At 51.8% G+C, this 17,474-nt stretch carries 14 protein-coding genes; 4 read left to right on the forward strand and 10 right to left on the reverse strand.

Features of this window, described 5'->3' with window-relative positions; translation table 11 throughout:
- The first annotated feature begins 1 nt into the window (after window position 1).
- Entirely contained in the window at window positions 2-772 is a 771-nt protein-coding gene (thiG, locus tag OGY83_RS17540; RefSeq protein ID WP_286636443.1) for a thiazole synthase, read from the forward strand.
- Window positions 769-1,902 (forward strand): 2-iminoacetate synthase ThiH, encoded by a 1,134-nt coding sequence (thiH, locus tag OGY83_RS17545; protein ID WP_194213056.1) that lies wholly within the window; start codon window positions 769-771, stop codon window positions 1,900-1,902. Before thiG ends, thiH begins: the two co-directional genes overlap by 4 nt.
- Window positions 1,903-2,021: 119 nt before the next feature.
- On the opposite strand, the gene cspG is transcribed toward thiH, so the two are convergent.
- A complete protein-coding gene (gene cspG / locus OGY83_RS17550; protein ID WP_003033098.1) occupies window positions 2,022-2,234 on the reverse strand; it encodes a cold shock protein CspG in 213 nt (70 codons plus the stop codon).
- A gap of 1,093 nt (window positions 2,235-3,327) precedes the next feature.
- Between cspG and OGY83_RS17555 the strand changes: the two genes are divergently transcribed.
- Both OGY83_RS17555 and OGY83_RS17560 read left to right on the forward strand, forming a co-directional pair.
- Window positions 3,328-3,633 carry a PTS sugar transporter subunit IIB gene (locus OGY83_RS17555; RefSeq protein WP_003033102.1) on the forward strand — a complete coding sequence of 102 codons (306 nt, stop codon included), beginning with the start codon at window positions 3,328-3,330 and terminating at the stop codon, window positions 3,631-3,633.
- A gap of 4 nt (window positions 3,634-3,637) precedes the next feature.
- Window positions 3,638-3,955, forward strand: a complete 318-nt coding sequence (locus tag OGY83_RS17560; protein WP_079940067.1) for a PTS lactose/cellobiose transporter subunit IIA — start codon at window positions 3,638-3,640, stop codon at window positions 3,953-3,955.
- A 111-nt stretch (window positions 3,956-4,066) separates the two neighbouring features.
- Here the strand turns inward: OGY83_RS17560 and rpoC are convergent, their stop codons facing one another.
- The 9 genes from rpoC to tuf form a co-directional block, all read right to left on the reverse strand.
- Complete coding sequence (gene rpoC / locus OGY83_RS17565) at window positions 4,067-8,290, reverse strand: DNA-directed RNA polymerase subunit beta' (protein WP_005132891.1); 4,224 nt, start codon at window positions 8,288-8,290, stop codon at window positions 4,067-4,069.
- 76 nt (window positions 8,291-8,366) lie between these two features.
- Window positions 8,367-12,395 carry a DNA-directed RNA polymerase subunit beta gene (gene rpoB, locus OGY83_RS17570; RefSeq protein WP_003033111.1) on the reverse strand — a complete coding sequence of 1,343 codons (4,029 nt, stop codon included), beginning with the start codon at window positions 12,393-12,395 and terminating at the stop codon, window positions 8,367-8,369.
- Window positions 12,396-12,715: 320 nt separating this feature from the next.
- On the reverse strand, window positions 12,716-13,081 hold the full coding sequence (rplL, locus tag OGY83_RS17575) for a 50S ribosomal protein L7/L12 (protein WP_003033114.1): 366 nt from the start codon (window positions 13,079-13,081) through the stop codon (window positions 12,716-12,718).
- Window positions 13,082-13,147: 66 nt separating this feature from the next.
- The gene (rplJ, locus tag OGY83_RS17580) at window positions 13,148-13,645 is read right to left on the reverse strand and encodes a 50S ribosomal protein L10 (protein ID WP_001207203.1); all 498 of its coding nucleotides are present in this window, start codon (window positions 13,643-13,645) and stop codon (window positions 13,148-13,150) included.
- 414 nt (window positions 13,646-14,059) lie between these two features.
- On the reverse strand, window positions 14,060-14,767 hold the full coding sequence (gene rplA / locus OGY83_RS17585; RefSeq protein WP_003033119.1) for a 50S ribosomal protein L1: 708 nt from the start codon (window positions 14,765-14,767) through the stop codon (window positions 14,060-14,062).
- 3 nt (window positions 14,768-14,770) lie between these two features.
- Window positions 14,771-15,199, reverse strand: a complete 429-nt coding sequence (gene rplK, locus OGY83_RS17590) for a 50S ribosomal protein L11 (RefSeq protein ID WP_003033122.1) — start codon at window positions 15,197-15,199, stop codon at window positions 14,771-14,773.
- Window positions 15,200-15,353: 154 nt separating this feature from the next.
- The gene (nusG, locus tag OGY83_RS17595) at window positions 15,354-15,899 is read right to left on the reverse strand and encodes a transcription termination/antitermination protein NusG (protein WP_003033125.1); all 546 of its coding nucleotides are present in this window, start codon (window positions 15,897-15,899) and stop codon (window positions 15,354-15,356) included.
- 1 nt (window position 15,900) lies between these two features.
- Window positions 15,901-16,284 (reverse strand): preprotein translocase subunit SecE, encoded by a 384-nt coding sequence (gene secE, locus OGY83_RS17600; RefSeq protein ID WP_003033128.1) that lies wholly within the window; start codon window positions 16,282-16,284, stop codon window positions 15,901-15,903.
- Window positions 16,285-16,514: 230 nt separating this feature from the next.
- Window positions 16,515-17,474, reverse strand: a 960-nt coding sequence (gene tuf / locus OGY83_RS17605; RefSeq protein ID WP_286635924.1) for an elongation factor Tu, incomplete at its 5' end; no start/stop codon positions are given.

Below are 17,474 nucleotides of genomic sequence, written 5' to 3' on the forward strand. Positions count from 1 at the left end.
TATGTTACGTATTGCCGACAAAACGTTTGATTCGCATCTGTTCACCGGCACCGGAAAATTTGCCTCATCGCAGCTGATGGTCGAGGCGATTCGCGCCTCCGGCAGCCAACTGGTGACACTGGCCATGAAGCGCGTGGACTTACGTCAGCACAACGATGCCATTCTGGCGCCGCTGGTAGAAGCTGGTGTGACGCTGTTGCCCAACACTTCGGGGGCAAAAACCGCTGAAGAGGCGATTTTTGCCGCCCACCTGGCGCGTGAAGCGTTGGGCACAAACTGGCTGAAATTAGAAATCCACCCGGACGCCCGCTGGCTGTTACCCGACCCGATCGAAACATTGAAAGCCGCAGAAGCACTGGTGAAACAGGGTTTCGTGGTGCTGCCTTACTGTGGCGCTGACCCGGTGTTGTGCAAACGGCTGGAAGAAGTAGGCTGTTCGGCGGTGATGCCGCTCGGCGCGCCAATCGGCTCTAATCAGGGGCTGGAAACCAAAGCGATGCTGGAGATTATTATCCAACAGGCGACCGTGCCGGTGGTGGTTGATGCAGGCATCGGCGTCCCCAGCCACGCCACGCAGGCGCTGGAAATGGGCGCCGACGCGGTGTTGGTCAATACGGCAATCGCGGTAGCCGACAGCCCGGTGATGATGGCAACCGCCTTCCGTCTGGCCGTTGAAGCTGGCTTGCTGGCACGCCAGGCGGTACCAGGAAGCAAAAGTTCGCAGGCAAGTCCCACCAGCCCGTTAACCGGATTCCTGGAGGCCTTCGCATGAAAACGTTCAGCGACCGCTGGCGACAGCTGGACTGGGACGACATCCGCCTGCGCATCAACGGTAAAACCGCCGCTGACGTGGAGCGCGCGCTCAAGGGTTCGCAGCTTAGCCGCGACGATCTGATGGCGTTACTCTCTCCTGCCGCAGCCGACTATCTGGAGCCGCTGGCGCAGCGGGCGCAAAAGCTCACCCGCCAGCGTTTTGGTAACACGGTGAGCTTTTACGTGCCGTTGTATCTCTCCAACCTTTGCGCCAACGACTGCACCTACTGCGGTTTTTCGATGAGCAACCGTATCAAACGCAAAACGCTGGACGAAGATGAGATAACACGGGAGTGTGCGGCTATCCGTGAGTTGGGTTTTGAGCATCTGCTACTGGTCACCGGTGAACATCAGGCAAAAGTGGGGATGGATTACTTTCGTCGCCATTTGCCTGCCATTCGCCGCCAGTTCGCCTCTTTACAGATGGAGGTACAGCCGTTGTCAGAGGCTGAATATGCAGAGCTGAAGACGCTGGGGCTGGATGGCGTGATGGTGTATCAGGAGAGCTACCATGAGGCAACTTACGCTCGTCACCATTTAAAAGGGAAAAAGCAGGATTTCTTCTGGCGCCTGGAAACGCCGGACAGGCTGGGCCGCGCAGGGATCGACAAAATCGGTCTTGGCGCGTTAATTGGTTTGTCTGACAGTTGGCGAGTTGATTGCTATATGGTGGCTGAGCATCTGCTGTGGATGCAGCAGCATTACTGGCAGAGCCGTTACTCCATCTCCTTCCCTCGCCTGCGCCCATGCACCGGAGGCGTTGAGCCAGCATCAATCATGGACGAGCGACAGCTGGTCCAGACCATTTGCGCGTTTCGTTTACTGGCGCCGGAAATCGAGCTTTCGCTCTCCACCCGCGAATCACCATGGTTTCGTGACCATGTGATCCCGTTGGCGATCAACAACGTCAGCGCCTTCTCAAAAACCCAGCCCGGTGGTTATGCCGATAACCACCCCGAACTGGAACAGTTCTCCCCGCACGACGATCGTCGCCCAGAAGCCGTTGCTGAAGCACTCATGGCCCAGGGTTTACAGCCCGTGTGGAAAGACTGGGACAGCTATCTGGGGCGCGCTTCACAGCTACCGTAACTCAGGAGCGATCGCATAAACAAAAAAACCCGCTTTCGCGGGTTTTTTCTTCACTGGCACTTAACTGCTCAGGCTCTGGCCTTCATCGCTATCGTAAGCGTTCGTGAAATTATCGGCGTTTACAGCGCGACAACGTTAACAGCAGACGGGCCTTTAGCGCCATTCTCCACGGAGAACTCCACCTTTTGACCTTCGTCTAATGTTTTAAAATCGTTACTCTGGATAGCGGAGAAATGCACAAACACATCCTTGCTACCATCCTGAGGAGTGATAAAGCCGAAGCCTTTATCAGAGTTAAACCATTTTACTAAACCAGTCATTTTGTTAGACATAGATACTTCCTTTCATGTTTTTGAGCCGCATATGCAGCGAAGATGGCCTGTTTTGCAGAAATTAACTTATGGGGCACTTAGGGAGGAGGCTCATGAAGAAGAGTATCTGAGGATAACGCTTGAACTGAGAACTGCTTTACTAAAACTGCTTGCATAAGGTCTGTGTTCCAAACCGATGTCGCTATAGTAGCCCTACTTCTAATCATTAAGCAAGCATTAATTTTTTTAATACCCACTGAGTGATGCAATTTTGAACCATCGCGGCCAAGCATCCAGGATAACAGCTTGATCTACAATGAACAAAAGCCCCGACTATTGCAGTCAGGGCTTTACGTTACTACACACTTCAAATTTAACATTAATAAACTTAACGATTTAATACTGCTGATGGTACTACTTTAAAATGTACACGTTTACTATAGATAATATTGGATATTGATACTAACTAAAGCCTTCCTCTATTTACCGTTAAACACATTCCACCCGCTTGATAATAGAACTCAAGGCTGGTGACCTAAACAAGTACACTTCCCCTCGCGACATATACTCTTTGATGCGTTGCCTTATTTCCCTCGTGATAACCAAAAAAGAAGAAATCACGAACATTTACTATCAAATCATGGCGTTACATCGTCGCGTTTTACTGATTTTTTGCGATTAGATATATCAACTACGTGGCCTGAAAGCATTGTCGAGGTGAAAAAATAGCGTTTTCAACATCGACTATCCCATACAAAAAATACTTCGTGGCCTTTATCGCAAACCCCAATCAAGCTCTACTAACACTTACTACGTTAACAGCAAACTACAATTTCTCCGCTGTTAAGTATTAACATACTGGTTTAAAAAACGCTGTCAATACTGTTTTTTATAACATGTCTTTATTGACAGTAATTATATATTCCAGCATGTGATAAGTGTGCCAAAAAGCCGCTGGCCCCGGTCCAGATCGCAGAGTTTGGCCTCTTTTTGTAACCGGTTTCAGAAAAAGCGGCTTTCTTTGTGATGCCTTGCACACAATCGTTGCAAAGCAGTTGTTGCTATAGCTGGCTCGCGATAATTATCAACTCACACATGTTGATCGAGACTGCTTATGAAAAACATCGTTTTATGCTGTGCCGCCGGAATGTCCACCAGCATGCTGGTGCAAAGGATGAAAGATGCCGCCCAGAAAAAAGGCGTCGACGTCACTATCAAAGCCGTCCCGGTGGCCGAGTTTGAAGAGAATATCGCTACAGCGGATATCGTTTTGCTCGGCCCACAGGTTAAGTACGAACAGGCAAAGCTACAGGCGATCGCCGACCCACTAGGCAAAAAAGTCGCCGTTATCGACATGATGGATTACGGCATGATGAAAGGCGATGCGGTACTGGACAAAGCGCTGAAACTACTGGAGTGATGGCATGGAAGAGTTAGAAACGATCATCATGGAATTATTGGTCAACGCTGGCGCTGCACGCAGCCAGGCCCTGACGGCATTGCAACTGGCGCGTAAAGGAGATTTCGCCGGAGCAGAACAAGCGATGAAGGAATCACGCGAGTACGTCAAACAGGCGCACAAAATCCAGACCCAACTAATTGGAATCGACGAAGGCACTGGCAAACTACCGGTCAATCTCATCACCGTCCATTCGCAGGACCACCTGATGAATGCCATGGTGATTCAGGATCTGGCCGGCGATATGATTGAGCTTTATCGGCGGTTACCACCGGTAAATTAATGATACAGCCTGATGACTTCGTAGGCCTGATAAGCACCGCGCTATCAGGCGGCATAAACATAGACATAAAAAAACCCGCCGAAGCGGGTTTTTTATTGTGGTCGGCAACGCTTAATCGTTGTCAGAACCGCCCAGGCCTGCGTTCAGCAGTTCTGCCAGGCTGGCAGACGCATCTTCAGCAGTTACCTGCGGTGCAGCTGGCAGTTCGCCCGCTGCGCGACGGCGCATACGATCCTGGTGGTACGCATAACCGGTACCTGCCGGGATCAGACGACCCACGATGACGTTCTCTTTCAGACCGCGCAGTTCATCACGTTTACCTGCAACAGCTGCTTCGGTCAGGACACGCGTGGTTTCCTGGAACGATGCTGCAGAGATGAAGGACTCGGTTGCCAGAGACGCTTTGGTGATACCCAGCAGATCGCGGGAGAACGTTGCACCCACTTTGCCGTTCGCTTCCAGCTCGCGGTTAGCGATCTTGACGCGGGAGTATTCAACCTGCTCGCCTTCCAGGAAGTCGGAGCTACCAGCGTTTTCGATGGTGGCTTTACGCAGCATCTGACGAACGATAACTTCGATGTGTTTATCGTTAATCTTAACACCCTGCAGACGGTATACGTCCTGAACTTCGTTAACGATGTAACGAGTTACAGCATGTACACCACGCAGACGCAGGATGTCGTGCGGCGCTTCCGGACCGTCGGAAACAACGTCACCACGTTCTACACGTTCACCTTCGAACACGTTGAGCTGACGCCATTTCGGAATCATCTCTTCGTAAGGTTCGCTACCGTCTACCGGAGTGATAACCAGACGACGTTTACCTTTGGTTTCTTTACCGAAGGAAATGATGCCGCTGATTTCAGCCAGGATTGCCGGCTCTTTCGGACGACGAGCTTCGAACAGGTCCGCAACGCGCGGCAGACCACCGGTGATATCCTTGGTACCGCCGGATTCCTGCGGTACACGCGCCAGGGTGTCACCAGAGCTGATCTGTACGCCATCTTCCAGCTGAACAATCGCTTTACCCGGCAGGAAGTACTGAGCAGGCATATCGGTGCCTGGGATCAGAACGTCGTTGCCCTGAGCATCAACAATTTTCAGTGCCGGACGCAGGTCTTTACCACCCGCAGTACGCTCTGCAGAATCCAGAACCACCAGAGAAGACAGACCGGTCAGCTCGTCGGTCTGACGAGTAATGGTCTGGCCGTCGATCATGTCAGTGAAGCGGACGAAACCACTCACTTCGGTGATAACCGGCATGGTGTGCGGATCCCAGTTTGCTACGGTTTCGCCGCCAGCAACCTGTTCGCCATCACCTTTCGCCATAACGGAGCCGTAAGGCACTTTATAGCTTTCTTTGGTACGACCGAATTCGTCGATCAGTTTCAGTTCGGTGTTACGTGAGGTGATAACCAGTTTACCGCTGGAGTTCACAACCGACTTCGCATTGCTCAGACGGATGCTACCTTTGTTTTTCACCTGGATGCTGGATTCAGCAGCCGCACGAGATGCCGCACCACCGATGTGGAACGTACGCATCGTCAGCTGTGTACCCGGTTCACCGATGGACTGTGCCGCGATAACGCCGATTGCTTCACCTTTGTTGATGATGTGGCCACGCGCCAGGTCACGACCGTAGCAGTGCGCACATACACCAAAGTCGGTGTCACAAGATACAACGGAACGGACTTTAACAGAGTCAACGGAGTTCTCTTCCAGCAGATCACACCACTGTTCGTGCAGCAGCGTGTTGCGTGGAACCAGAATATCCGCCGTACCCGGCTTCAGAACGTCTTCAGCAGTTACACGACCCAGAACGCGATCGCGCAGCGGCTCTTTAACGTCACCACCCTCGATAACCGGGGTCATGGTGATGCCTTCCAGAGTGCCGCAATCGTCTTCAGTAACAACCAGGTCCTGCGCGACGTCAACCAGACGACGAGTCAGATAACCGGAGTTCGCTGTTTTCAGTGCGGTATCCGCCAGACCTTTACGAGCACCGTGAGTAGAGATGAAGTACTGGAGTACGTTCAGACCTTCACGGAAGTTCGCGGTGATTGGCGTTTCGATGATGGAGCCATCTGGCTTCGCCATCAGACCACGCATACCAGCCAGCTGACGAATCTGTGCTGCGGAACCACGCGCACCGGAGTCGGCCATCATGTAGATGCTGTTGAAGGAAACCTGCTGCTCTTCTACGCCGTCACGGTTAATAACGGTTTCGGTTTGCAGGTTATCCATCATCGCTTTGGATACACGATCGTTCGCCGCAGCCCAGATATCGATAACTTTGTTATAGCGTTCGCCCGCGGTTACCAGACCAGACTGGAACTGCTCCTGGATCTCAGCAACTTCAGCTTCCGCTTCAGAGATGATCTCGTGTTTCTTCTCTGGGATGACCATGTCATCAATACCAACAGATGCACCTGAACGCGCTGCATATGCAAAGCCGGTGTACATTGTCTGGTCAGCGAAGATAACTGTCGGCTTCAGGCCCAAAATGCGGTAACAGGTGTTCAGCATTTTGGAGATAGCTTTCTTGCCCAGCGCCTGGTTGACGATGGAGAAAGGCAGACCTTTCGGTACGATCATCCACAGAATGGCACGGCCAACGGTCGTGTCTTTCAGGCTGGTTTTCGCAACGAATTCGCCGTTTTCATCTTTTTCGTATTCGGTGATACGCACTTTAACGCGCGCATGCAGAGAGGCCAGACCTGCGCGATAGATACGCTCAGCTTCTTTCGGGCCAGTCAGCACCATGCCTTCGCCTTTGGCGTTAACACAGTCACGGGTCATGTAGTACAGACCCAATACAACGTCCTGAGACGGAACGATGATAGGCTCGCCGTTCGCCGGAGACAGGATGTTGTTGGTAGACATCATCAGCGCACGCGCTTCGAGCTGGGCTTCCAGCGTCAGCGGTACGTGAACAGCCATCTGGTCACCATCGAAGTCGGCGTTATATGCCGCACAAACCAGCGGGTGCAGCTGGATAGCTTTACCTTCGATCAGTACCGGTTCAAATGCCTGGATACCCAGACGGTGCAGTGTTGGTGCACGGTTCAGCAGTACCGGGTGTTCGCGGATAACTTCGTCCAGGATATCCCAAACGACAGCTTCTTCACGCTCAACCATTTTCTTAGCGGCTTTGATGGTGGTGGCCAGGCCACGCAGTTCCAGCTTGCCGTAGATGAACGGTTTGAACAGTTCCAGTGCCATTTTCTTCGGCAGACCGCACTGATGCAGACGCAGGTATGGACCTACGGTGATTACAGAACGACCGGAGTAGTCAACACGCTTACCGAGCAGGTTCTGACGGAAACGACCCTGCTTACCTTTGATCATGTCGGCCAAAGATTTCAGAGGACGTTTGTTAGAACCGGTGATCGCACGACCGCGACGACCGTTATCCAGCAGGGCGTCAACCGCTTCCTGCAGCATACGTTTTTCGTTGCGTACGATGATGTCCGGCGCAGCCAGATCCAGCAGACGCTTCAGACGGTTGTTACGGTTGATAACGCGACGATACAGATCGTTCAGATCCGACGTTGCGAAACGACCACCATCCAGCGGAACCAGCGGACGCAGATCTGGCGGCAGAACCGGCAGAACGGTCAGGATCATCCACTCTGGCTTGTTGCCAGACTGTACGAAGGCTTCCAGCAGTTTGATACGCTTGGTCAGCTTCTTACGCTTGGTTTCGGAGTTGGTTTCGTTCAGCTCTTCGCGCAGAGTTTCACACTCTTGCTCCAGATCCATGCTTTTCAGCAGAGCCTGGATAGCTTCCGCACCCATCTTCGCGTCGAATTCGTCACCGAACTCTTCCAGCGCGTCCAGATACTGCTCTTCAGTCAGGATCTGTTGACGTTCCAGGTTAGTCATACCGCCTTCGATAACTACATAAGATTCGAAGTACAGTACGCGCTCGATATCGCGCAGCGGCATATCAAGCAGCAGGCCGATACGGGACGGCAGAGATTTCAGGAACCAGATGTGGGCAGTCGGAGACGCCAGCTCGATGTGGCCCATACGCTCACGGCGTACTTTAGTCTGGGTCACTTCAACGCCGCACTTCTCACAGATCACACCACGGTGTTTCAGGCGCTTGTACTTACCGCACAGGCACTCGTAGTCTTTTACCGGCCCAAAGATACGGGCGCAGAAAAGGCCGTCACGTTCAGGTTTGAACGTACGGTAGTTGATGGTTTCCGGCTTCTTAACTTCACCGAAAGACCATGAACGGATCATGTCTGGCGAGGCCAGAGCAATTTTGATCGCATCAAACTCTTCGGTTTTAGTCTGCGCTTTCAGAAACTTTAATAAATCTTTCACGGATTTGCTCCCGTCGGAGTTAGCACAATCTGGCGCTGGCTGTTACGCCAGCACCAGTGACCTGTTTGATCGAGAGTTACTCGTCTTCCAGCTCGATGTTGATACCCAGCGAACGAATCTCTTTCAACAGTACGTTGAAGGATTCCGGCATGCCTGGTTCCATCTGATGGTTGCCGTCCACGATGTTTTTATACATCTTAGTACGACCGTTCACGTCATCAGACTTAACGGTGAGCATTTCCTGCAGGGTGTATGCTGCGCCATATGCTTCCAGCGCCCACACTTCCATCTCCCCGAAGCGCTGACCACCGAACTGCGCCTTACCACCCAGCGGCTGCTGAGTAACCAGGCTGTAAGAACCGGTAGAACGCGCATGCATCTTGTCATCAACCAGGTGGTTCAGTTTCAGCATGTACATGTAGCCAACGGTAACCTGGCGCTCGAACTGCTCACCGGTACGACCGTCGAACAGTGTGATCTGACCGGAAGTCGGCAGGCCACCCAGCTGTAACAGTTCCTTGATTTCAGACTCTTTCGCACCGTCGAATACCGGCGTTGCGATCGGCATACCTTTTTTCAAGTTTTCAGCCAGACGCAGAACTTCTTCATCGCTGAAGGTATTCAGGTCAACTTTCTGACGAACATCTGAACCCAGATCGTAAGCACGCTGGATGAACTCGCGCAGTTTCGCGACTTCCTGCTGCTGTTTCAGCATGGCATTGATCTTATCGCCAATACCTTTTGCAGCCATACCCAGGTGGGTTTCAAGGATCTGACCGATGTTCATACGCGATGGTACGCCCAGCGGGTTCAGTACGATATCTACCGGCGTACCGTTAGCATCGTGTGGCATATCTTCGATCGGGTTGATCTTAGAGATTACACCCTTGTTACCGTGACGACCTGCCATCTTATCACCAGGCTGGATCCGACGTTTAACCGCCAGATAAACCTTAACAATCTTCAGCACGCCCGGTGCCAGATCGTCGCCCTGAGTGATTTTACGGCGTTTCGCTTCGAGTTTTTTCTCGAATTCGTGTTTCAGTTCGTCGTACTGCTCAGCCAGTTGTTCCAGCTGATTTTGTTTCTCTTCGTCGGTCAGGCCGAGTTCTAACCAGCGGTCACGCGGCAGTTTGTCGAGCTTCTCAGCTTCAACACCACCGGAAACCAGCACAGCGTAGATACGGCTGAACAGGCCCGCTTCGAGGATCTGCAGTTCTTCAGACAGGTCTTTTTTCGCCTGCTTCAGCTGCATCTCTTCGATTTCCAGCGCACGTTTGTCTTTTTCTACGCCATCGCGAGTAAAGACCTGAACGTCGATAATCGTACCGGAAACACCGTTTGGCACGCGCAGAGAAGAGTCTTTAACGTCAGACGCTTTCTCACCGAAGATTGCACGCAGCAGCTTCTCTTCTGGCGTCAGCTGGGTTTCACCTTTCGGCGTTACCTTACCAACCAGAATGTCGCCACCGGTCACTTCCGCACCGATATAAACGATACCGGATTCATCCAGTTTGGAGAGCGCAGCTTCACCCACGTTCGGGATGTCAGCGGTGATCTCTTCTGGCCCCAGCTTGGTGTCACGGGACACACATGCCAGTTCCTGAATGTGGATGGTAGTGAAACGGTCTTCCTGGACAACACGCTCGGATACGAGGATGGAGTCTTCGAAGTTGTAACCATTCCATGGCATGAATGCCACGCGCATGTTCTGACCCAGCGCCAGTTCACCGAGGTCGGTGGACGGACCGTCTGCCAGCACATCACCACGTTCAACCGGCTCGCCCAGAGATACACAAGGCATCTGGTTGATACAGGTGTTCTGGTTAGAACGGGTGTATTTGGTCAGGTTATAAATGTCGATACCTGCTTCGCCCGGGTACATCTCGTCTTCGTTAACTTTGATAACGATACGGGAAGCATCCACGTACTGAACAGTACCGCCACGTTTAGCAACTGCAGTAACACCGGAGTCAACGGCAACAGCACGTTCCATACCGGTACCAACCAGCGGCTTATCAGCGCGCAGAGTCGGAACCGCCTGACGTTGCATGTTCGCACCCATCAATGCACGGTTGGCGTCATCGTGTTCCAGGAACGGGATCAGGGACGCACCGACGGATACCACCTGCTGGGTGGATACGTCCATGTAGTCAACCTGGTCGCGGCTGAACAAGCTGGATTCGCCTTTGCTACGGCAGGTAACCAGATCTTCTACAAAGTGGCCTTCGTCATCCAGGTTGGAGTTCGCCTGAGCGATAACGTAGTTGCCTTCTTCGATAGCAGACAGGTAATGAATTTCGTCAGTTACAACACCGTCGGTCACTTTACGGTACGGAGTCTCGAGGAAGCCGTATTCGTTAGTCTGTGCATACACGGACAGGGAGTTGATCAGACCGATGTTCGGACCTTCAGGCGTTTCGATTGGACATACGCGACCGTAGTGAGTCGGGTGTACGTCTCGAACCTCGAAGCCTGCGCGTTCACGGGTCAGACCGCCTGGGCCGAGTGCAGAGATACGACGTTTGTGCGTAATCTCAGACAGCGGGTTGTTCTGGTCCATAAACTGAGACAGCTGGCTGGAACCAAAGAACTCTTTCACTGCTGCAGAAATCGGCTTGGCGTTGATCATATCCTGAGGCATCAGGGTATCCAGATCGCCCAGAGACAGACGCTCTTTCACCGCACGCTCAACACGTACCAAGCCAACGCGGAACTGGTTTTCCGCCATTTCGCCTACGGAACGGATACGACGGTTGCCGAGGTGGTCGATATCATCGACTTCGCCTTTACCGTTACGGATATCAATGAGCTTCTTCATCACTTCGATGATGTCGTCTTTGCTCAGGATACCGGAACCTTCGATTTCGTCGCGCAGCAGAGAACGGTTGAACTTCATACGACCAACCGCGGACAGGTCATAGCGGTCTTCGGAGAAGAACAGGTTCTCGAACAGGCTTTCAGCAGCTTCACGAGTCGGCGGCTCACCAGGACGCATCATGCGGTAGATTTCTACCAGTGCGCTCAGACGATCGTTGGTTGGGTCAACACGTACAGTTTCAGAAATGTACGGACCGTGGTCCAGATCGTTAGTGAACAGCGTTTCGATACGCTTGTGACCAGACTGGCTCAGCTTAGCCAGCAGATCCAGGCTCAGCTCCATGTTAGCTGCGCAGATCAGCTCGCCAGTAGATTCGTCAACGTAGTCTTTAGCGGCAACTTTACCAGCAATGTATTCAACCGGAACTTCGATATGTTTGATATCGTCTTTTTCCAGTTGGCGAATGTGGCGCGCAGTGATGCGGCGGCCTTTTTCGACGTAGACTTTGCCGTTAGCTTCAATGTCAAAGGAGGCGGTTTCACCACGCAGGCGTTCCGGCACCAGTTCCATCTGCAGCTTGTTGTCGCGAATTTCGAAAACAACTTTTTCAAAGAACAGGTCAAGGATCTGCTCAGTGGTGTAGTTCAGTGCACGCAGAATAATGGTCGCAGGCAGTTTACGGCGACGGTCAATACGTACGAACAGGTTGTCCTTCGGATCGAATTCGAAGTCCAGCCAGGAACCACGGTAAGGGATGATGCGCGCGTTATACAGTACTTTACCCGAAGAGTGGGTTTTACCTTTGTCGGAGTCAAAGAAGACGCCAGGACTACGGTGCAGCTGAGAAACGATAACACGCTCAGTACCATTGATTACAAAGGTACCGTTGTCAGTCATGAGCGGAATTTCGCCCATGTAGACTTCTTGTTCTTTAATGTCTTTTACGGTGCCTTCCGGCGCTTCGCGCTCGTAGATCACCAGACGCAGTTTTACGCGCAGCGGTGCGGAATAGGTCACGCCACGGATCTGACATTCCTGAACGTCAAACACCGGTTCGCCAAGGCGGTAGCTGACGTATTGCAGCTCGGAATTACCGCTGTAGCTCTGAATCGGGAAAACGGAACGGAAAGCTGCTTCCAGACCATACTGCCCTTCAGGATCTTGCTCGATGAACTTCTGAAACGAGTCAAGCTGGATAGAAAGGAGATAAGGTATGTCCAACACTTGTGGACGTTTACCAAAATCCTTACGAATACGTTTTTTCTCGGTATAGGAGTAAACCATTAGGGTTCCTCAGCTCGCTGACAAGTCGACCCATCTGTCCGACGAAGGGACAGTTTGTGCAACACTATTTTGTTGACCGGAAAATCGAATACTTTCCGCAATGCCTGTTGCTATCACGCTTAAACCATTTCATTGCGATTTACACAGAACTGATGCTCTGTCGCAGTATATTAAGACGTCGATAGAAACAAGCATTGAAAGGCACAGCAGTAGTCAAACAGTGTGAAATGCTACTGGCGCCTTACAGCGCAAAAAGGCTGGTGACTAAAAAGTCACCAGCCATCAGCCTAATTTCTTAGGCTGCAACCAGAAAAGTTGGCTTATTTAACTTCAACTTCAGCGCCAGCTTCTTCCAGAGATTTTTTCAGTGCTTCTGCGTCGTCTTTGCTGATGCCTTCTTTCAGGGCAGCCGGAGCAGATTCTACCAGGTCTTTAGCTTCTTTCAGACCCAGGCCAGTTGCGCCACGTACTGCTTTGATAACAGCAACTTTGTTAGCGCCAGCAGCTTTCAGAATTACGTCGAATTCAGTTTTTTCTTCAGCAGCTTCAGCCGGGCCAGCAGCTACAGCTACAGCAGCAGCAGCGGAAACACCGAATTTTTCTTCCATTGCAGAGATCAGTTCTACAACGTCCATTACGGACATAGCGGATACTGCTTCAATGATTTGATCTTTAGTGATAGACATTTAAATTGTTCCTGAAAATCAGAATAAGTTTATACGTAAGCAGATGCTTGAGAAAGATAACTGCGATTAAGCAGCTTCTTTCGCATCGCGAACAGCAGCCAGAGTACGAACCAGTTTGCCAGCCGAAGCTTCTTTCATGGTTGCCATCAGGCGTGCAATTGCTTCTTCGTAGGTCGGCAGAGTTGCCAGGCGATCGATTTGCGATGCCGGGATCAATTCACCTTCAAAGGCTGCGGCTTTGACCTCAAATTTTGCATTCGCTTTCGCGAACTCTTTGAACAGACGAGCAGCAGCGCCCGGGTGTTCCATAGAGTATGCAATCAGGGTCGGACCAACAAACGTGTCTTTCAGGCACTCGAACTGAGTACCTTCAACGACGCGGCGCAGCAGGGTGTTACGAACAACACGCATGTATACGCCAGCTTCACGACCTGCTTTACGCAGTTCAGTCATTTTATCTACAGTTACGCCACGGGAATCCGCAACTACTGCAGACAGCGCGCCTTTGGCTACTTCGCTGACTTCAGCAACAATCGCTTGTTTGTCTTGAAGATTTAAAGCCATTAGCTTTGCTCCTGGATGTTTGCCGGAACTCATGTTCCGGAACTCACTTCACTCTTCCCAACGGAGAGAGCGTCTAAATACGGTGAGCAGAAACAAGCCAGAGTATCAGAAATAATCTTAGCGTTCTGTCACCGTCTACGCAGGGCATTAAGTTTCTTACGAAACACCTGCGGTCTTCGACGGAGGCCTGGATAGGCCAGGCTCCAACGAACAAATCTTGTCTATCTGTCGCTATTCAATCTGTGCCGGCGTTGACTGCCTTCGTTCACACCAGTCACATAGTTAACTATGCTCCTGGCGATTCACTCAGTTGTCGCCTTGCCACAGCCTGAATATCTCGGATATACGTCTGCAATTAGCAGAAACGTGGGGGTAAGATTGTAGACAAAATCACCGCCCACGTAAAGGCGAATATTAGTTCGCCACAGTCGCAGTCAGACCGGACTGATCAACGGCAACACCAGCACCCATGGTGGTGGAGATGCTAACTTTCTTGATGTACACGCCTTTAGCCTGAGTCGGTTTCGCTTTTTTCAGCGCAACCAGCAGAGATTCCAGGTTTTCTTTCAGTTTGTCAGCGTCAAAATCCACTTTACCGATGGTGGTGTGAATGATGCCGTTTTTGTCGTTACGGTAACGAACCTGACCTGCTTTAGCGTTCTTAACAGCTTCAGCAACGTTAGGGGTTACAGTACCAACTTTCGGGTTTGGCATCAGGCCGCGCGGGCCCAGAACCTGGCCCAGCTGGCCAACAACGCGCATTGCATCCGGGGAAGCAATAACAACGTCAAAGTTCATTTCGCCTTTCTTGATCTGGTCAGCCAGATCTTCCATACCTACCAGCTCAGCGCCTGCAGCTTTAGCAGCTTCAGCGTTTGCGCCCTGGGCAAATACGGCTACGCGAACGGAACGGCCAGTACCGTGCGGCAGTACAGTTGCACCACGTACGTTCTGGTCAGATTTACGAGCATCGATGCCGAGGTTAACGGCAACGTCTACGCTTTCTACGAATTTAGCAGTGGCCAGCTCTTTCAGCAGAGCAATAGCTTCGTTGATGTCGTACTGTTTAGTTGCATCAACTTTGTCACGGATCACGCGCATACGCTTGGTCAGTTTAGCCATTTCTTAATCCTCCACTACCAGGCCCATGGAACGTGCAGTACCTTCAATGGAGCGAGTCATCGCTTCAATGTCGGAACCAGTCATGTCGGCAGCTTTGGTCTGCGCGATTTCCTGCAGCTGAGCGCGGGAAATTTTACCCACTTTGTCTTTGTTCGGCTTACCGGAACCAGACTTGATACCAGCCGCTTTCTTCAGCAGAACTGCTGCCGGAGGCGTTTTGGTAACGAAAGTGAAAGAACGGTCAGCGTAAACGGTAATAACAACCGGGATCGGCAGACCTTTTTCCATGGAATCAGTTTTTGCGTTGAACGCTTTGCAGAATTCCATGATGTTCACGCCTTGTTGACCCAGTGCTGGACCTACCGGCGGACTCGGGTTAGCCATACCAGCTGCAACCTGCAGCTTGACGTAGGCCTGGACTTTCTTAGCCATTCTAAATTCCTCTAGTTGGGTTATAGCGCCTCAAGGAGGCTCCCCGTGATTAAATTCGTTTTACGGACAGGGTCCATAAAAACAAAAGGCGCGAAATTGTATTCCAATCTCGCGCCTTGTGCAACGATTAAATCGCCGCTTTTTTGATCGCTGGTTAGGCTTTTTCTACCTGGGCAAAGTCCAGTTCAACCGGGGTCGCACGACCGAAGATAGAAACAGAGACTTTCAGGCGGGACTTCTCGTAGTCCACTTCTTCAACCACGCCGTTAAAGTCAGCAAACGGACCGTCACTAACGCGAACCATTTCACCTGGTTCAAACATCGTTTTCGGACGCGGTTTATCGCCAACCTGCTGCAGACGGTTCATGATCGCATCAACTTCTTTGTCGCTGATCGGCGCCGGACGGTCAGATGTACCGCCGATAAAGCCCATCACACGCGGAACGCTGCGCACCAGGTGCCAGCTTGCGTCATTCATCACCATCTGGACCAGTACATAGCCCGGGAAGAATTTACGTTCGCTCTTGCGACGCTGGCCACCACGGATTTCGACCACTTCTTCGGTCGGCACCATGACTTCGCCAAACAGCTCTTCCATATTTTGTAACTTGATATATTCGCGCAGCGACGTGGCTACGCGGCCTTCAAAACCGGAAAACGCCTGAACGACGTACCAGCGCTTTTTAGGGGCTTCAGACATCTTAGAACCTCAGGCCAGTGATAAAGGATACCAGGCGAACCAGAATACCATCCAGTCCCCACAGGATCAGTGACATTACTGCGGTAACCGCAGCCACAATTAATGTGGTGTGCAATGTTTCCTGGCGAGTTGGCCAAATGACCTTACGGACTTCGGTTCTCGCTTCACGGGCAAAAGCAACGGTCGCTTTACCTTTTGTTGTCAACAGCGCGACACCACCCGCTGCGGCAATCAGAATCACTACGGCCAGCGCACGCAGCGGCAGCATCATGTCACGATAGAGGTAGTTGCCAACGATAGCTACAAGCAGCAATACAGCGACAACAACCCACTTCATCGCTTCCAGGCCGCGCCCGCTTCCTTGAGCTTCGGTATTCGCACTCATAAACCAACCTGTCAGAAGTATTCTACAAACATTTTCACCCCGCGTAAGCGAGGCGATCCAAACCGAAATGCTCTGGTGCGTTTCGGACTAAACGCCCTCTTCAGAGCCTGTCTCAGCAATGATTATGACAAAAAAAATCACTGATGAGCCAGGTTCTGGTGTGAAAGCGTGCAAAAAGGGCATCAAATGATGCCCTTTTATTGCGCATTGCGTCAAATGTTATTCGGCAATTAGCTCATTACTTTGGCAACAACGCCCGCACCAACAGTACGGCCGCCTTCACGGATTGCGAAACGCAGACCGTCATCCATCGCGATTGGGTGGATCAGGGTAACAACCATTTTGATGTTGTCGCCCGGCATTACCATCTCTACGCCTTCCGGCAGTTCGATGGTACCAGTCACGTCAGTAGTACGGAAGTAGAACTGCGGACGGTAGCCTTTGAAGAACGGAGTATGACGGCCGCCTTCGTCTTTGGACAGAATGTACACTTCAGATTCGAACTTGGTGTGCGGCTTGATAGAGCCCGGCTTAGCCAGTACCTGACCACGTTCGATTTCTTCACGCTTGATACCACGCAGCAGAACACCAACGTTCTCACCAGCACGGCCTTCGTCCAGCAGTTTGCGGAACATTTCAACGCCAGTACAGGTAGACTTAGCAGTCTCTTTGATACCAACGATTTCAACTTCTTCACCAACTTTGATGATACCGCGCTCTACACGACCGGTAACAACGGTACCACGACCGGAGATGGAGAATACGTCTTCGATAGGCAGCAGGAACGGCTTGTCAATCGCACGCTCTGGTTCTGGGATGTAAGAATCCAGGAAGCCAGCCAGTTCGATGATTTTCGCTTCCCACTCTGCTTCGCCTTCCAGCGCTTTCAGAGCAGAACCACGAACGATCGGAGTGTCGTCGCCCGGGAAATCGTACTGAGACAGAAGTTCACGAACTTCCATTTCTACCAGTTCCAGCAGCTCTTCGTCATCAACCATGTCGCATTTGTTCAGGAACACGATGATGTACGGAACGCCTACCTGACGACCCAGCAGGATGTGCTCACGAGTCTGCGGCATCGGGCCGTCAGTCGCAGCAACAACCAGGATCGCGCCGTCCATCTGCGCAGCACCGGTGATCATGTTTTTAACATAGTCGGCGTGGCCCGGGCAGTCTACGTGTGCGTAGTG

It is taken from the genome of Citrobacter sp. Cpo090, assembly GCF_030332665.1.
Classification (GTDB): domain Bacteria; phylum Pseudomonadota; class Gammaproteobacteria; order Enterobacterales; family Enterobacteriaceae; genus Citrobacter; species Citrobacter portucalensis.